Annotated in this window: 12 protein-coding genes and 4 pseudogenes; 9 read left to right on the top strand and 7 right to left on the bottom strand. The window is 48.8% G+C overall.

The features are described from left to right. Positions 1 to 70: 70 nt before the first annotated feature. A pseudogene (locus JCM16496_RS13215) lies at positions 71 to 1,046 on the top strand (MFS transporter); the annotation flags it as partial. Positions 1,047 to 1,152: 106 nt separating this feature from the next. On the opposite strand, the gene JCM16496_RS13210 reads toward JCM16496_RS13215, so the two are convergent. The 4 genes and pseudogenes from JCM16496_RS13210 to JCM16496_RS13195 form a co-directional block, all read right to left on the bottom strand. Then, positions 1,153 to 2,226 carry a sugar kinase gene (locus JCM16496_RS13210; RefSeq protein WP_025834841.1) on the bottom strand — a complete coding sequence of 358 codons (1,074 nt, stop codon included), beginning with the start codon at positions 2,224 to 2,226 and terminating at the stop codon, positions 1,153 to 1,155. 31 nt (positions 2,227 to 2,257) lie between these two features. Beyond that, a pseudogene (locus JCM16496_RS13205) lies at positions 2,258 to 2,958 on the bottom strand (LytR/AlgR family response regulator transcription factor). After that, complete coding sequence (locus JCM16496_RS13200) at positions 2,955 to 3,650, bottom strand: sensor histidine kinase (protein WP_025834839.1); 696 nt, start codon at positions 3,648 to 3,650, stop codon at positions 2,955 to 2,957. Before JCM16496_RS13200 ends, JCM16496_RS13205 begins: the two are co-directional and overlap by 4 nt. A gap of 2 nt (positions 3,651 to 3,652) precedes the next feature. Then, positions 3,653 to 4,051, bottom strand: coding sequence for a hypothetical protein (locus JCM16496_RS13195; protein ID WP_145973818.1), 399 nt, complete (start codon positions 4,049 to 4,051; stop codon positions 3,653 to 3,655). A 219-nt stretch (positions 4,052 to 4,270) separates the two neighbouring features. Here JCM16496_RS13195 and JCM16496_RS13190 point away from each other — a divergent pair, with 219 nt between their 5' ends. The 4 genes and pseudogenes from JCM16496_RS13190 to JCM16496_RS13165 all read left to right on the top strand — a co-directional run bounded on the left by JCM16496_RS13190 (position 4,271) and on the right by JCM16496_RS13165 (position 9,293). Then, positions 4,271 to 6,715 (top strand): TonB-dependent receptor, encoded by a 2,445-nt coding sequence (locus tag JCM16496_RS13190; protein WP_025834836.1) that lies wholly within the window; start codon positions 4,271 to 4,273, stop codon positions 6,713 to 6,715. Between the two features lie 223 nt (positions 6,716 to 6,938). Next, positions 6,939 to 7,883, top strand: a pseudogene (locus JCM16496_RS21930) (Na+/H+ antiporter NhaC family protein). Between the two features lie 66 nt (positions 7,884 to 7,949). Next, positions 7,950 to 8,540 carry a DUF4251 domain-containing protein gene (locus JCM16496_RS13170; protein ID WP_025834828.1) on the top strand — a complete coding sequence of 197 codons (591 nt, stop codon included), beginning with the start codon at positions 7,950 to 7,952 and terminating at the stop codon, positions 8,538 to 8,540. A gap of 90 nt (positions 8,541 to 8,630) precedes the next feature. Next, positions 8,631 to 9,293 carry a response regulator transcription factor gene (locus JCM16496_RS13165; protein ID WP_025834827.1) on the top strand — a complete coding sequence of 221 codons (663 nt, stop codon included), beginning with the start codon at positions 8,631 to 8,633 and terminating at the stop codon, positions 9,291 to 9,293. Here JCM16496_RS13165 and mnmA read toward each other — a convergent pair. Both mnmA and JCM16496_RS13155 read right to left on the bottom strand, forming a co-directional pair. Further along, positions 9,284 to 10,348, bottom strand: coding sequence for a tRNA 2-thiouridine(34) synthase MnmA (mnmA, locus tag JCM16496_RS13160; RefSeq protein WP_025834825.1), 1,065 nt, complete (start codon positions 10,346 to 10,348; stop codon positions 9,284 to 9,286). The genes JCM16496_RS13165 and mnmA overlap by 10 nt on opposite strands. A 22-nt stretch (positions 10,349 to 10,370) precedes the next feature. Continuing rightward, positions 10,371 to 11,657, bottom strand: coding sequence for an O-acetylhomoserine aminocarboxypropyltransferase/cysteine synthase family protein (locus JCM16496_RS13155; protein WP_025834823.1), 1,287 nt, complete (start codon positions 11,655 to 11,657; stop codon positions 10,371 to 10,373). A gap of 184 nt (positions 11,658 to 11,841) precedes the next feature. Here JCM16496_RS13155 and JCM16496_RS13150 point away from each other — a divergent pair, with 184 nt between their 5' ends. Beyond that, complete coding sequence (locus JCM16496_RS13150; protein ID WP_128809600.1) at positions 11,842 to 13,263, top strand: S41 family peptidase; 1,422 nt, start codon at positions 11,842 to 11,844, stop codon at positions 13,261 to 13,263. 13 nt (positions 13,264 to 13,276) lie between these two features. Continuing rightward, entirely contained in the window at positions 13,277 to 14,182 is a 906-nt protein-coding gene (locus tag JCM16496_RS13145) for a DUF4595 domain-containing protein (protein ID WP_025834820.1), read from the top strand. 8 nt (positions 14,183 to 14,190) lie between these two features. Here the strand turns inward: JCM16496_RS13145 and JCM16496_RS13140 are convergent. Then, a pseudogene (locus JCM16496_RS13140) lies at positions 14,191 to 15,002 on the bottom strand (alpha/beta hydrolase). A gap of 94 nt (positions 15,003 to 15,096) precedes the next feature. Here JCM16496_RS13140 and JCM16496_RS13135 point away from each other — a divergent pair. Continuing rightward, positions 15,097 to 16,389: a hemolysin family protein gene (locus JCM16496_RS13135; RefSeq protein WP_025834819.1), complete on the top strand. Its 1,293-nt coding sequence runs from the start codon at positions 15,097 to 15,099 to the stop codon at positions 16,387 to 16,389. 44 nt (positions 16,390 to 16,433) lie between these two features. Next, complete coding sequence (locus JCM16496_RS13130) at positions 16,434 to 16,913, top strand: copper resistance protein NlpE N-terminal domain-containing protein (RefSeq protein ID WP_025834818.1); 480 nt, start codon at positions 16,434 to 16,436, stop codon at positions 16,911 to 16,913. The last annotated feature ends 15 nt before the right edge of the window (positions 16,914 to 16,928 follow it).

The following is a 16,928-nucleotide window of genomic DNA, read 5'->3' as shown; positions in this document are numbered from 1 at the left end:
TAGAATCCAGATATAAGAAGAAACTTACAACTGAATCCTGTTTCCATTTACACAAAATTTTGGACAGTGTCTGTTCATTGTCCCATTAGGAGACCTCTATCGACGCAAGAATATCATCCTGACGAATTTCTTCCTACTCATATTTTCCCTTCTAGCCATTGCCCTGGCACCGAACATCTACATCATCTGGGCAGCATCACTCATTACCGGCATCTGCTCCATGATACCCCAAATATTTGTACCGATTGCCTCGCAATTCTCACGCCCCGAAAACAAGGGACGGAATGTAGGTGTCGTCATCTCAGGATTACTGACTGGAATACTTGCATCACGTGTTGTCAGCGGATTTGTGGGTGAAGTGCTTGGCTGGCGTGAAATGTACTTCATCGCCGCCGGAATGATGTTACTATGCGCCATCGTTGTATTAAAGGTGCTACCGGACATACAACCGACTTTCCAAGGCAAATATTCCGCTGATGAAGTCTCTTTTCTCATTAGTAAAAGAATACCCCTCTCTACGAATCTACTCGATACGTGCGGGACTGGCCTTTGGCTCATTCCTTGCCATGTGGTCCTGCCTTGCATTCAAAATGGGAGAAGCCCCGTTCCATGCATCCAGCGATGTCATCGGCATACTAGGGCTCTGTGGCATTGCCGGAGCCTTAACCGCATCTTTTGTAGGAAAATATGTAAAAAAGGTAGGCATACGCAATTTCAACTTTATCGGTTGCGGAATGATTCTGCTTGCATGGACCTCTCTCTTTTTCTGCGGAAACAACTATGCAGGTATCATTACTGGTGTCATTCTTATAGACATAGGCATGCAATGCATCCAACTCAGCAACCAGACCAGTATTTTCGACATCTGCCCGTCTGCCTCCAATCGGGTAAATACAATTTTCATGACTACTTACTTCATCGGCGGCTCTTTGGGCACCTTCCTTGCAGGAAGCAGTTGGCAGACTTGGGGATGGAATGGCGTGGCCGGCACCGGCGTTATTTTAACAATAATATCGTTGTCCATCACCCTTTACAGCAGGAAATAACAAGAATATCTCAAAATTGGTATCACCATGATGTTCATCTTGATTGTTCGCTTCATCATTGTATACTCTTTTGATGAAGCGAAGTTTTATTTCTGCTCCCGACAAATTATCGTGCAACCCGTCCCGAGATATTTCCATTCATCAGACCCTCTACCTCTTCCACCGTCACCAGATTAAAATCACCATAGACCGTATTCTTTAAGGCAGATGCAGCAAGGGCATATTCCAATGCTTTCTGGTCATCATGCGGATAAGTAATCAACCCATATATCAAGCCCCCTACAAAAGCATCACCTGCACCGACGCGATCCACTTCATGCTCGATGTCATAAATGCCGGTGTGCTTCAACGTGCCGTCAGAATAGAGGACAGCGGCAAGTAGGTTATGATTGGAAGTGATGGAATTACGCAATTCCAGAAAGACCTTCCGGCAACGAGGCACGAGTCCGATGACTTTCCGGCCAAACTCCTCAAAGGCAGAAAGATTGGAAGCAAAAGAGGTATCGGCAGCAGACACAGCCTTGAACCCGACAGAATGTATGCCGAGAATTTCCTCATATTCAGGCTCTGCACCAAAAACAACATCACTATATTGTATCAAGGGGTGCATTACCTCAGCTGCCGTACGGCCATAATTCCAAAGTTTCTTACGGAAATTCAGGTCACAGGAAATGGTCAGCCCCATACGGTCGGCCACTTCAAGCGCTTCACGGCAAGCATCGGCACCATCCTGCGAAAGAGCGACCGCAATACCCGACCAATGGAACCATCCCGCATCAGAGAAAATTCTTTCCCAATCTATCATACCGGGACGAAGCGTAGCAAAGGAGGAATCTTCACGGTCATACACCACATTGGAATTTCGGAAAGCGGCACCACTCTCCAGATAATACAGTCCCAGGCGCTTGCCGCCAAAAACAATCCCTTTCGTGTCCAAACCGCAAGCCCGAAGGGAAGCAATACAAGCATGGGCTATGGCATTGTCTGGCAAGCGAGTGACAAATTCCGTAGGAATACCAAAATGCGCCAACGACACAGCAACATTGGCCTCACTGCCACCATAGGTTGCAATAAACTCATTGGACTGGGAGAAGCGGCGAAATCCCGGAGTAGTCAGACGGAGCATCACTTCACCAAAAGTCACCACTTTCTTGTTTGTAGCCGATATTCTTTCTTTCATATCCATATTTTGATTTACCTGTCATCATATTTCACAGTCCACCTATCCTTTCCTTCAAAGTTTCCTGGCAGGCTTCGGAAATCGGTATAAGCTCACTGCCGATATAAATGCGGTTGCGTTCGATACTCTCTATCTTGTCCAGCGCCACGATATAAGAGCGATGCACACGGCAGAAACGGTTCCTCGGCAGTTTTTCCTCCACCGCTTTCATGGTCATCAGGGCTATCAGCGGTCGTCTGCCGTCTGCCAGATGAAACCTGACATAATCCTTCAAGCCACTGACGAAAAGAATATTATCAAAATCCACCCGCACCAACTTAAATTCACTTTTGACAAAAAGACAAGATGCATCCGTTTCACGAGCCACCTGCGTATCCTGCTCAAAAAAGGTCTTTGCACGAATCGCAGCTTTCAGAAAAGCAGGATAGCTGACTGGCTTCAACAAGTAGTCCAGCGCCTGCACTTCATAACTTTCAAAAGCATATTCCTTGAAAGCGGTGGTAAAGACGATGCGTGTGGACAAAGGAACAAGCCGGGACAGTTCCAATCCGGTCACCCCCGGCATCTGTATATCCAGGAATAAGAGATGTACATCGGCATCCAGGGCAGACAAAGCTCGGTGGGATTGAGATAGGCACCGGACAAGTGAAGAAACGGGGTACGCTCCACAAAACTTTGCAAGAGCTTGATGGCAAGAGGCTCGTCATCCACTATCATACAATTCAGCATCATGGTCTCTGCGGTTTTATCTTATCCATTTGAATATCCAGAATAGCCTCATAGCAAGGTATCTTCATTTCCTTATTTCCTTCTATATCCATATATCCGTCCTTGGACAAACGGAATATATAGTCATCACTCTTATAAAGCAACTGCAGGCGCCGTTCCAGATTTTTAAGGCCTACACCGCCCGTCTGTCCGGCAGGTTTTTCGTCCGGTTCCAGAAATGAATTGGCAACAGAGAAATTAAGCAAGTCATTGTCCTCCATAAGAAAGACATTGATATAGCACTCGTGACGGCTACTGGCACCATGCTTGAACGCATTCTCCACAAAGGTTATGTAGAGCAACGGAGGAATCTCGCCTTCCATATCCGGGTCGTCTATCATCATTTCCACATGCAAGGTATCGGCATAGCGCAGACGCATTAGGTCGACATAGTCGTACAGGAATTTTATTTCAGTCTTAAGGGGAACCGTAGGCTTGGCACTATCATAAAGCACATACCGGAGCATATCACTCAGACGGCTGATGGAAGTCTGCGCCGCATCCGGATCTAGGGAAACAAGTGAAGAAATATTGTTGAGCGTATTAAAGAGGAAGTGAGGATTCAACTGGTTCTTGAGGTGTTCCAACTCAGAAGCCATCTTTTCGCGTTCGAGGGTAGCGGCATCCAGTTCCAGTTGGGCATTGCGCTGCTGCACCTTCAGGCAATGGCGGCCAGAATAAGAAACATATTAAGCACAGCCCCTCCCAAAGTGATTGCCACCTGTGCACCGGCACCCATCGGGGGCATATCGACATGGAGCTGCATCATGTAGAAGCGGGATGCCAGTTGCAGAAGGGGAATCAACAGCAGATTGGCGAAAAAGAAGCTCCACGTTTTCCGTCGGAAAATGTAACGGGGAATCAGGCAGAAGTAGTTGATATAGAATACCAACAGCCAAGGAATATAACCGGCAAAATAATACTTCATGCTCCCTAAAGCATCTTGCCACGTACTCCCGTTCAAAATCAAACTGACCAAGGGAATGCATAATATCAGCAACCACAGTACCACCTGCACCAGAATCCCGGTCCAGGCATTTATCTTCAATGTTTTCATGGAGCGAAAATACAAAGAATACTGAAGAAAAAGAACAAGAACAAAAAGAATTATATGATTATCTGCACAAATACCGCTGTCAGACAAATTTATAAATTTATTCGTCGAACTAAAACACTGTTTCACCGAACGGAATCCGGCAGCCGGTCGAACGGTTTTGCGGAAGCAGAAGGAAGAGGATTACTTTGTAGCAGAAAAACATCTAAAAACAAAGAAAATATGAAGAAACTTTTAATCATCAGTTTATGGGCCACCATCGGATGCCTGATGTCACAGACAGCAACGGCACAAGAAGCGGAAGCCGCCACACCGAAAACGACCATCATTGTAGAGGGAGTCCTGCTGGACTCGCTGACACATGAAGGTGAACCGTATGCCACACTGCGCATCCTGCGCAAGTCTTCCTCCGGAACTCCCGCAGCCATGGGGGTAACAGATATGGAAGGACACTTCAATCTGCCCTTGCACAGCCACGGCACCTTCGTCCTTTCCGTCACCTCTGTAGGCAGAAAACCCTTCACCAAAGAATTCCGCATCGAACCGGAAGAGACGAAAGCCGACCTTGGGCTCCTCTACCTCAGCGAAGCTTCCGAAATGCTGCAAGGCGTGGAAGTGGTGGCGCAGAAACCGCTCGTCAAGATGGATGTAGACCAGATTTCATACAACATGAAGGATGACCCCGATGCCAAGACCAACACCCTACTGGAAATGTTGCGCAAAGTACCGATGGTGACGGTTGACGGTGAAGACAACATCAAGGTGAACGGCAGCAGCTCCTTCCAAGTGTTTGTCAACGGAAAGCCCAATGCCATGATGAGCGCCAATCCCTCACAAACCCTGAAAGCCATGCCTGCCACCGGCATCAAGTCCGTCGAAGTTCTGACTAACCCCGGCGCCAAGTACGATGCCGAAGGTGTGGGCGGCATACTCAACATCAACACGGAAGGCGGCAGCAACATGGAGGGCTACAGCCTCAGCTTGAACGCCCAGGCAGGAAGCATGGTACAAGGCGGGGGAGCCTATGCCCTGATGCAAGCAGGAAAACTCACCCTGTCGGCCAACCTGAACGCCAGCCACGTCAGCATCCCCGAAGTCGGCATTCTCAACATCCGCCAAGACGAAAACAGCCGCATGGACTATCGGGGCAGCACACACGGACACACACAATTGCTTTTCGGGAATTTCGATGCCAGCTACGAGATAGACTCGCTGAATAGCCTGTCTGCCTCCATAGGCCTCTTCAACACTCCACAGCAGATGTATGGTGATGCCACAACCGACATCCTGCGGAACGACATACCGACCTTCAGCTACAGCACCCGCACCGAAAACCACACGCGCAATTTCTCGCTGAACGGAAGCATAGATTACCGGCACATCTTTGCCAACAACCCGCAGCACACGCTCACCCTGGCCTACCGGTTGGGGATGCAGCCCAAGAAGACCGATGCCACCACCCTCTTCTCCATAGACGGCCACAGTGACGACGCTTTGGCTTCCGGACTGACCGACCGCCACAATACCGACCGCAACAACATGCAGGAACATACCTTTCAGGCCGACTATACCCTGCCTCTGGCACAAGGCCACGAGATAGAGACCGGAGCCAAATACATACTGCGCCGCAACAGCAGCGAAAGCAGGGAACTGGACTACCGCCACAACAGTAACATCAGCGCCCTCTATGCCGCCTATAACCTGCACACCGGAGCCTTCGGCATGAAAACCGGTGTCCGCTACGAGCATACTGCCCAGCGCGTGAAGTTTCTCAGTGGAAACGGTACGGATTTTGACCTGAAGTACGACAACCTTGTCCCCTCCCTCTCACTGAGCTACAATCTGGCCGAAAGGCAACAACTGGGTTTAGGCTATAACCTGCGCATCTCCCGCCCCGGCATAGGTTTCCTCAATCCCTACGTCAACGACCAGGAACCCACGCACATCACCTACGGAAATCCGGCACTGAAGCCCGAAAAGGCACACAGCTTGAGCCTGACATACAATCTCTTCAGCGGTCGTTTTATGCTGAACGCCAACCTGAGACATACTTTCCTGAACAACGGTCTGGAAGAATATACCCGTGCCGAAGAAGACGTGCTCTATACTACTTACGACAACATCGGTCGCCGACGTACCACAGAGTTCAGCCTTTTCCTTAACTGGAACATGTTGCCACTAACACGGCTCACACTGAATGCCACCACCGCCTATATGGACTTGCGCTCACCCTCATTAGGCTATCGCAATCATGGCTGGCAACAGTCTGTCATGGTGGGCATGCAGCATACACTGCCCTGGAAACTGCGTGCCAGCGCCAACTTTTTCGGGAACACGCGGGGAATCGCCCTACAGGGGCATTCGGCCGGATTCAGCATCCACACCCTGAGCCTCAGCCGGACCTTCCTCCAGGACGACCGCCTCAGCCTGAGTGTCACCGCCATCAATCCTTTCCTCAAGAGCATAAAGATGGATTCGGACTTGTCGGGTACCGATTTTACGCAAACCACCCGTTGCCGGATGCCTCTGCGTTCCGTCATGATGGGCGTAAGCCTACGCATCGGAAATCTGAAACCCAAGCAGAAAACCATCACCGCAATCGAATCGGATGTACGTGACAAGCAGGACGAAAATTCACAGCTCAACAGCATCATTATCCCCCGATAAGAAAAAAAGAGGGCAGAGAATGTCATTTCCATGCACAACCTTGCTCTTTTTTCCGATTTCTTCTACCTTTGCACACTTCATAGTAAACGTAAAAGAACAAGCCTATGTGCTTCAGGTAACGTATAGCGAACGGATTACATACGACACTTGATACGGAGACAGTCACACCGCAAGAAGCATGACCGGCTTGTTTTTCGGACGTTACATAAACCAATACAATGCAATGAGGTCAATGAAAAAGAAAATTCCTTCCCCACTGGTGTCTCTGTTCCCCATCTCCTTTCTTGTAGGAATGTTGTTTGCCACCATCCATACCTTTGGGAGTGACGCCCTGGGCGGAGGAAGCCAGATTTCCCTACTCGCCACTACCGGCATTTGCGTCTTTATCGGTATGGCCTTCTACAGCATTCCGTGGAAAGACTACGAGCTTGCCATCACCAACAACAATTCAACATTACTCCCTGGTTATTGATCGTTCCCGTGGCAACGGGAATACTGATTGCACGAAGAATCCCCTCCGTCATTACACTTTTTCTCTCCACTCTGCTGGCGGGTATATTTGCATTCATCTGCCAGCCGGAACTGCTGAATGAAATAGCGGAAGGTGGAAATATGTTCAAAGGGATAATGATGACATGCTATGGCAGTACCAGTCTGCAAACCGACAGTGACATGTTGACAGAACTGATTGCCACACGAGGTATGGCAGGAATGATGAATACCATCTGGCTCATCATCTGCGCCATGTGTTTCGGCGGAGCATGACGGCAAGCGGCATGCTGGGAAGCATCACTTCCCTATTCGTCCGCTTTATGAAGAACACAGCCAGTATGGTAGCATCCACCGTATGTTCCGGATTGTTTCTGAACCTTGCCACGGCAGACCAGTACATCAGCATTATCCTCACCGGAAACATGTTCAGCAACGTTTACGCAAAGAAAGGCTACGAAAGCCGGCTACTTAGCCGTACCACGGAAGATGCCGTCACCGTCACCTCCCCGCTTATCCCATGGAATACCTGCGGCATGACGCAAGCCACCATCTTGAGTGTACCCACACTGACCTACCTTCCTATTGCTTCTTCAACCTTATCAGTCCGGTAATGAGCATCTTTATTGCTGCTATCGGATATAAAATAATTAAAAAACCGGTGAACAATCCTGGATAGGCATTGTTCTTGCAATAAACTTATAACGAACAATTTATTTAAACCTAAACAAAAAAAGATTCGATTATGAAAAAGTTTATTGCATTAGCAGCAGTAGTATTGGTAAGCATGGCAACAACGACCATGTATGCACAAGAGAGTAGAGCAGAAAAGCGCGCAGACCGTAAAGCCCAAAGAGACGCAGAACGTGCACGCCTGAAAGCTGAAGAACAAGCACAGGATGCCATTTCGTACGATGACGCAATGGCGGCCTTGAAAGCTCACCAGTTCGTAATGGAGGCAGACCAAGTGATGTTCCGCAACGGACAGACCGCATTTGTAAATTCCAACACCAACTTCGTATTGGTCAACCAAGGACGTGGCACCGTGCAGGTAGCCTTCAACACCGTATACCCGGGTCCTAACGGCATTGGCGGTGTAACAGTAGACGGAACCGTATCGGACATCCAAATGACTACCGACAAACGGGGCAACGTGAATTGCAACTTCAGCATCCAGGGTATCGGCATTTCCGCCCAGATATTCCTTACGCTGACCAATGGCGGGAACAACGCAACCGTAACCATCAGCCCGAACTTCAACTCCAACACCATGACTTTGAGCGGGAACCTGGTTCCACTGGAACAATCCAACATATTCAAGGGACGTTCCTGGTAAAACCCTTATATAAATATATATATTCCCACTCCGCCACAAATCACACTAAAAAGTGTACATTTGTAGCGGAGTTTTTTATATACCAATGTCATGAGAGAATTTATCATTGCAGACAATCAAGATATCACCAAAGCAGGCATGATGTTCCTATTGGGCAGACAGAAAGACACCTCCCTGCTGCTGGAAGCCGACAACAAGGCAGAACTGATACAGCAACTACGCCTGCACCCCGCTGCCGTTGTCATTTTGGACTATACCCTTTTTGATTTTTCGGGAGCCGAAGAGCTGATAGTACTCCACGAACGCTTCAAGGAAACCGATTGGCTCCTCTTTTCCGACGAATTGAGCCTACCGTTCCTGCGCCAGGTATTGTTCAGCAGCATGGCATTCGGCGTAGTGCTGAAGGATAATTCCAAAGAAGAGATACTGACCGCACTCCAATGCGCCTCACGCAAGGAGCGATTCATCTGTAATCACGTCAGTAACCTGCTGCTCGCAAGCAACGGTTCCTCCTCCCCCACTCATCCTACCATCAAAGATGATTTACTGACTACTGCCGAACGGAGTATCCTGAAAGAGATAGCTCTGGGGAAAACAACCAAAGAAATAGCCGCCGAACGAAACCTCAGCTTCCATACGGTAAACAGCCACCGGAAGAATATCTTCCGGAAACTGGGTGTAAACAATGCGCACGAAGCCACCAAATATGCCATGAAGGCAGGCATCGTAGACTTGGTGGAGTATTATATATAAATCTCCCCGCTCCCGACACACAGCCGGGCATCAGCATCATACACCACTCCGAACTGGCCCGGAGCAATGCCTTGCAGCTTTTCTTCCGAAACAATGCGGTAACCCTCCGCCTCCTTTTGCAACCTGCCTTTGACAAACTCCGGCGCATGGCGTATCTTGAAAGTCACCTCCACCTCTTCCTGCGCTCCCTTCCAGGGATTATCCGTAATGAAATGAAAATCGTGCATACGGAATTCATAGCCGTATTGCAATGCCGTATCACATCCGCGGGACACGTAAATCACATTCTCCTCCACATCCTTACGGACAACAAACCACGGTCCTCCACCCAACCCCAATCCTTTACGCTGGCCGATGGTATGAAACCAATAGCCCCGATGCTTGCCCAACTTCCTACCCGTTTCCAACTCCACAATATCCCCTTCCCTTTCGCCAAGGAAACGACGCACAAAATCATTATAATCAATCTTTCCCAGAAAGCAGATACCCTGACTGTCACGACGTTTGGCGCTGGGCAATCCGGCACGCAGGGCTATGTCACGAACCTCATTCTTCATCAGTCCGCCCAATGGAAACCTCAGTTTGGAAACTTGCAGATAATCTATCTGTGCCAGAAAGTCGGTCTGGTCTTTCACAGAATCGGCGGCGGTACCGAGCCATGTCTTTCCATCCCTCAACACCGTAGTGGCGTAGTGCCCGGTTGCCGTTACATCGAAATCCTTCCCCACACGTTGTTCAAAGCATCCGAACTTTATCAGCTTGTTGCACATCACATCCGGATTGGGAGTCAAGCCACGTCTTATTTTATCAATGGCATAAGCCGCCACCCGGTCCCAATACTCCCGGTGCAGGTCCACTACTTCCAACGATAATCCATAACGCCGGGCAATGGCAGAAGCCATCTCCATATCCTCTTCCGCAGAGCAGTCCATATAATCGGCATCGTCCCTCCCTATTTTGATATAAAATAGAGAAGGACGGTAACCTTGTTCGCAAAGGAGATGTACCACCACGGAGCTGTCTACACCTCCCGACAATAATACAGCAATATTCATTCTATCGTATACTGTTATTCTTTTAAACTCTGTCAAACGCCTGGGACAAGTCGTCCAGCAAATCATCGATATGTTCTGTCCCGATGGAGAGGCGGACCGTGCCCGGTTTGATGCCTTGCTCCTCCAATTCCCGTGCACTCAATTGGGAGTGGGTAGTGGTGGCAGGATGGATAACCAGGGATTTCACATCGGCCACATTGGCAAGCAACGAGAATATCTGCAAACTGTCAATAAACGTCTGCGCTTCCTTCACACCGCCCCGCACCTCAAACGTAAAGATAGAGCCGCCTCCATTCGGAAAATATTTCCCGTAAAGCGCGTGGTCAGGATGCTCAGGCAGGGACGGGTGGTTCACGGCTGCCACTTTGGGATGCTTCTTCAGGAATTCAACCACTTTCAAGGCATTCTCCACATGACGTTCCACGCGAAGTGACAACGTCTCCAATCCCTGCAACAGAATGAAAGCATTGAAAGGACTGATTGTGGCACCGGTATCACGCAACAATACGGCACGGATACGGATGGCATAGGCAGCAGGACCGGCAACGTCAACGAAACGTACTCCATGATAACTCGGGTCCGGCTCCGTCAGTTGGGGAAACTTCCCCGAAGCCACCCAGTCGAACTTGCCGCTATCTACAATAACACCACCCAAGGAGGTACCATGCCCTCCGATGAACTTCGTTGCCGAATGGACTACAATATCCGCCCCATGCTCTATGGGACGAATCAAGTAAGGAGTACCGAAGGTGTTATCTATAATCAGAGGAATCCGGTGACGGTGTGCTATTTCAGCAACGGCATCAATGTCAATGATGTTGCAATTCGGATTGCCCAGCGTTTCAATGAATACCGCCTTGGTATTCTCCTGAATCGCTTTCTCGAAATTGTCCGGATTCTCCGGGTCCACAAAAGTAACGGTAACCCCGTAGGCAGGCAATGTGTGGGCCAGTAGATTATACGTTCCGCCGTAGATGGTCTTAGCCGCCACGATATGGTCGCCTGCACGGGTGATATTCTCAAAGGCATAAGTGATGGCTGCCGCACCCGAGGCTACGGCCAATCCGGCAACACCGCCTTCCAAAGCCGCCACACGTTTCTCGAACACATCCTGTGTGGAATTCGTCAACCGCCCGTAAATATTCCCCGGGTCCTGCAAGCCAAAGCGGGCTGCCGCATGGGCCGAATTACGGAATACATACGAAGTTGTCTGATAGATAGGTACGGCGCGGGCATCAGTTGCCGGGTCGGGTTGTTCTTGTCCAACGTGAAGTTGTAGAGTCTCAAAGTGCAATTTCTTTGTTTCCATTGTCGTTTGTATTTTAGATGAATAAACCGTTTCTCATTCGGATGTTGCAAAGATAGAGCGATAAGCCGGGGCAGACAATGACACAGATTAGGGAATTTTATACCACAATTGTGGTAGATAAGCAAGCTATTTTCTATTTTTAGATAAGACAGGCTGCATTTCGGCAAAACTTTTTCATGCAAGCATGAAAGTTCTGCACTCAATTTGCACTATCTTTGCCCCCATGAAAGCAAGAAATACACTGATACTCATATTGGGAATCTTTATTCTTCCCATCTATCTGACTTCCTGCGGGGTGGACCGCTGGAAGGAGTATGCCGGACAGACCCAGACAGACCGCTGGATTGACGATACCATGCGTGTGTGGTACTATTGGGTAGACGACATTCCCCATACCAACGACCTGAACTATTTCCAGGCCCCTTTCACTTTCTTTGCCTCGCTCAAATCCAAAGAGGACAAGTTCTCCACCATCGACAGCCTGGTCAGCGTCACCACTACCCGCAGCATCCCCTATACGGATTACAGCTACGGATTCCAGTTCACCACCAACCGGATAGAAGTAGAAGGAGAAGATAATGCCATTGTTGCACAGATTCTTTACGTTGCCGACGGAAGCCCGGCCTCGGAAATCGGGCTGAAACGGGGTGACTGGATTATGAAGATGGACGGGAACTTCATTACCGAACAGAATTATAAGAAACTGTATGGAAGTAGTGCCATGGAGCTGACAGTAGGTTATTACGACGTGGAGAAAAATGCCATTGTTGCTTACGACAAACCCAAGCAGATAGCATCGGCGCGTCCCGTCAACGACAACCCGGTGCACTATAAGAATGTATATACATCGGGCAGCAAGAAAATAGGTTATCTGGTCTACAACCATTTCAGTTCCGGCCCCACGGACAACAGCAATGAATATGACAACGACCTGCGCAGCGCATTCCAATATTTCGCATCACAGCAAGTCAACGAATTCATCCTTGACTTGCGCTACAACAACGGTGGATTATTGAGTTGCGCAGAATTGCTGTGTACCATGCTTGCACCTTCCTCCGCCTTGGGGCAAGAGTTGGGATACCTGGAATTCAGCAACCGCTTCAACCCGCAGATAGTGCCGTTCACCCTGAACTCCGGACTCATCGGAAACGGAGCAAACCTGAACCTGAACACTCTCTACGTACTTACCAGCAGCCAGACTGCCTCTGCCTCCGAAATGGTGATTAACTGTCTCGACCCGTATATGGATGTTGTCATCATCGGCGGCACTACCGTAGGCAAGAATGTAGGTTCCAGGAATTTCTCCAGCCCCGAACTGATGATAACGATGAATCCCATCGTCTGCAAGATATACAATTCGGAAGGGAAATCTGATTATGAATCCGGATTCCAACCGGCCTACTCGGGATATGTAGTGAATGAGATGAGCGACATGTCACGTTTCCTGCCCTTTGGAGATACCAACGAAGCCTTATTGAGCACTGCACTCGGTGCCATTGACGGAAGCATACAACCGCCCGCACAAGAAGATACCCGTTCTTTAAAAGTGACCACCCTCGCAAACTCCATTGAACGCCGGGCAAGCCATGCCGTACGTATCCAATAAAAAGACAAACAGGATGAAACTAAACAGAAGAGTTACAATCACCACCCGATTTTCGGGAATCATCTTCAGCCTGCTGCTTCTCTGTGGACTGGCAGCTTGCAGCGATGATAACAATGGCAGTGATACGCCAGAACCGGAGCCGTCAACCTACCCCACCACTCCTTTCTCCAAAATCGAGCTAAAAGAAGTGATAGAGAGCGATGCGCAACCGGTTACTGCCACCCACACCTACCTTTACAACAGTGCAGGCAGGCTGACCGGCTACACCGGCAAACAGAGCTTTACAGCAGGAGATGAACTCTTCGAGATAGAAAATACCACTACCGTCGAATACAAGGACCATCAAGCCGTGATAACCGACGAAGCGGGTACAGTATCAACCTACACACTGAATGACAAAGGCTATGCCACCACTTGTACCAGTCAGGATATGGCAGGAAATACCCGTACTTACACCTTCTCCTACCTCATCAACACCGAAGACAAATACTATCTGGAAAACATCACAGAAAAGCTGGACGACGGAAAAGAATACTCATCCATCACAATAGACTACAGCAACTTCCGGGCATTGCGCATACAGCAAAAGGTAGACACTTTTGAGCACAATAGTACGGCTACCACACCATCAGGCGATGAAATTGCAAATATCTCCGAAATACCAAGCCTATTCATTACGGACATGTATCCGCTTTCCATGCATGCGGTTGCCATATACGGGAAGATATTGGGAGAACCTACAAACTATCTGATTACCCAACTCATCCCGGACAGCAACGGAGAAAGTGAAGAGACCACCACCTATACTTATACGTTGGATAACCGGGGTATCGTCACTTCCTGCCATGCAGTCGTCAGGCATATAAGGAACGGCTACGAGCAGAACTACACGCGCACCGTGAACTATACCATCGAATAATAAGTTACTTACTTCTTGAAGAACTTGTCGAAGAAAAGGACGTGATAGTCTATGGAGTTGTTCCAATACGTTCCGGAATGTCCACCGGGACGGGTAATGAAGTCATGGTCTATCTTGTGTTCCAATAGGCGCTTGTGCAGGTCCTTGTTCACTTCAAGAAAGAAATCGGCCTCACCGCAGTCGATGATTAGCGCCAAGTCTCCATTTACAATCTTATCCAGCTGGTTGACCACCGTATGCGCATCCCAAGATGCCTTGTTGGCAGCAAACTCTCCCAACTGCTTGCTCATTTCCCAATTCTGGGGGAACGGCCGTATATCCACTCCTCCACTCATACTGCCCGCCGCACCGAACACATCCTTATGGCGGATAGCACTCCACAAAGCACCGTGGCCGCCCATACTGAGGCCACTGATGGCACGTGCCTTTCTATCGGGAATGGTAGCATAATGTCCGTCAGTATACTTCACCAGTTCCGAGGTGACAAAAGTCTCATAACGGTAGGCAGGATTCTTCGGACTGTCCCAATACCAACTGTTCTTGCCGTCCGGACATACAAATATGATTCCTTTCTCATCCGCCATCTGCGGCAATTCCGGTTTCAGCTGTACCCAGCTCCGCGCATTGCCGCTATAACCATGCAACAGATAAACCACCGGACAAGCCTGCTTGCCGATACCTTATCAGGCAATACATACACAACTTTTACATCCTTATTCATGGCTGCACTTCTCACCAGTACCGTGTCTACACGTGCCGCCTGCAACATTACGGCAGACAGACACCACAAAAGCCCCAAGGCAATAATTCTTTTTTTCATCTATTTATTGTTTATTTTTTCTAACGGATGGCAATATTAACAATAAATACTGAAAAATCATTATCTTTGCCTCACAAACTATTCAAAATCCACTATGGAATTTATTATCATTTTACTTTTACTTATTTTGAACGGCATTTTTGCCATGTATGAAATCGCCTTAGTCTCCTCAAGTAAAGCACGTCTTGAAACTCTTGTCGGAAAAGGAAACAAAAGAGCCAAAGGAGTATTGAAACAACTGGAAGAGCCCGAAAAGTTCCTCTCTACCATCCAAATCGGTATTACCCTTATCGGTATCGTATCCGGTGCCTATGGTGGTGCCACCATCGCTGATGACGTAGAACCGCTGTTCCTCCTCATTCCGGGAGCAGCCGCCTATGCCAAGACTCTCGCCATGATTACCGTAGTAGCCATCATCACCTATCTGTCGCTCATCATAGGCGAGCTGGTGCCCAAGTCCATCGCCTTGAACAATCCGGAACGATGGGCCACCATGCTCAGCCCCTTCATGATTGTGCTGACCAAGATTTCCTATCCGTTTGTATGCCTGCTGAGCGCTTCCACCAAACTGATGAACAAACTCATCGGACTGAACAGCGGCGAGGAACGCCAAATGACACAAGACGAACTGAAGATGATTCTGCACCAAAGCTCGGAACAAGGCGTCATCGACAAAGACGAAACGGAAATGTTGCGTGACGTGTTCCGCTTCTCGGACAAAAGAGCGAATGACCTGATGACCTATCGCCGCGACATCGTTGTACTCCATCCCACAGACACACCGGAAGAGGTGCTGCGTATCATCCACGAAGAACACTTCAGCAAATATCTCCTGGTGGAGCGAGGAAAAGACGAGATTATCGGTGTGGTTTCCGTAAAGGATATCATCTTGATGATGGGCGGCGAACAACCCTTCAACTTACGTAGTATTGCACGCCCTGCTTTGTTTATTCCGGAAAGTTTGTATGCAAAGAAAGTTTTAGAGCTGTTTAAGAAGAACAAAAACAAGTTCGGAGTTGTTGTAGACGAGTATGGAAATACAGAAGGTATCATCACCCTGCACGATTTGACGGAAAGTATCTTCGGAGACATCCTCGAAGAGAATGAAACGGAAGAAGAGGAAATCGTTGTCCGTCAGGACGGTTCCATGCTGGTGGAAGCTTCCATGAATCTGGATGACTTTATGGAGGTGATGGGCATTATGAATTATGATGACCTGAAAGAAGAAGACTTCACCACCTTGAGCGGTCTTGCCATGTTCCTGATAGGACGGGTGCCGAAAGCCGGAGACTTGTTCAGCTACAAAAACCTGGACTTCGAAGTGGTGGATATGGACCGCGGACGGGTGGACAAGCTGCTCGTCATCAAGAAAGAAGAAGATGAATAACAAACGCTATTGCGTCTTTATAATTAACTTAAACCATTAAAGCAATGAAAAAAGTAATGATGATTGCAGCCCTTGCCGCTGCATTGGTATCCTGCCAATCAAAAGGAACTCAGAACAATGACGCCGTCGCCATGGACGAAAGTGTAATGGCTGTTGCCGGCAATGACTCGTCTGCCGTAGCCGTATACGAAGGAATCCTTCCTGCCGCCGACGGTCCGGGCATCCAGTATGTATTGAGCGTAGACAGTGTAGGTCCCGACGGAGAAAGCGGCTACACGCTGGTAACAACTTATCTGGATGCCGAAGGCCCCGGAAAGAACAAGAGCTTTACTTCCAAAGGGAAGAAAGAAGTTATCCAGAAAGACGTCGACAACAAGAAGAAAACAGCCATCAAGCTGACCCCGAACGACGGGGACACTCCGGTGTACTTCGTAGTAGTGAACGACACGACCCTGCGCCTTGTCAACGACAGCCTGCAGGAGGCAGTGAGTGACTTGAATTATGACATCATCCAGGTGAAATAGTCCATCCTTACTTAT

Source organism: Bacteroides rodentium JCM 16496, from assembly GCF_000614125.1.
GTDB classification, from domain to species: domain Bacteria; phylum Bacteroidota; class Bacteroidia; order Bacteroidales; family Bacteroidaceae; genus Bacteroides; species Bacteroides rodentium.
This window is presented reverse-complemented; position numbering and strand designations above follow the sequence as displayed.

Excerpts from the sequence above, each read along its gene's own strand:
- JCM16496_RS13195 (WP_145973818.1), bottom strand. The coding sequence starts at position 4,051 with ATGAAAACATTGAAGATAAATGCCTGGACCGGGATTCTGGTGCAGGTG.
- JCM16496_RS13145 (WP_025834820.1), top strand. The coding sequence starts at position 13,277 with ATGAAACTAAACAGAAGAGTTACAATCACCACCCGATTTTCGGGAATC.
- mnmA (WP_025834825.1), bottom strand. The coding sequence starts at position 10,348 with ATGAATATTGCTGTATTATTGTCGGGAGGTGTAGACAGCTCCGTGGTG.
- JCM16496_RS13155 (WP_025834823.1), bottom strand. The coding sequence starts at position 11,657 with ATGGAAACAAAGAAATTGCACTTTGAGACTCTACAACTTCACGTTGGA.
- JCM16496_RS13170 (WP_025834828.1), top strand. The coding sequence starts at position 7,950 with ATGAAAAAGTTTATTGCATTAGCAGCAGTAGTATTGGTAAGCATGGCA.
- JCM16496_RS13135 (WP_025834819.1), top strand. The coding sequence starts at position 15,097 with ATGGAATTTATTATCATTTTACTTTTACTTATTTTGAACGGCATTTTT.
- JCM16496_RS13165 (WP_025834827.1), top strand. The coding sequence starts at position 8,631 with ATGAGAGAATTTATCATTGCAGACAATCAAGATATCACCAAAGCAGGC.
- JCM16496_RS13190 (WP_025834836.1), top strand. The coding sequence starts at position 4,271 with ATGAAGAAACTTTTAATCATCAGTTTATGGGCCACCATCGGATGCCTG.
- JCM16496_RS13130 (WP_025834818.1), top strand. The coding sequence starts at position 16,434 with ATGAAAAAAGTAATGATGATTGCAGCCCTTGCCGCTGCATTGGTATCC.
- JCM16496_RS13210 (WP_025834841.1), bottom strand. The coding sequence starts at position 2,226 with ATGAAAGAAAGAATATCGGCTACAAACAAGAAAGTGGTGACTTTTGGT.
- JCM16496_RS13150 (WP_128809600.1), top strand. The coding sequence starts at position 11,842 with ATGAAAGTTCTGCACTCAATTTGCACTATCTTTGCCCCCATGAAAGCA.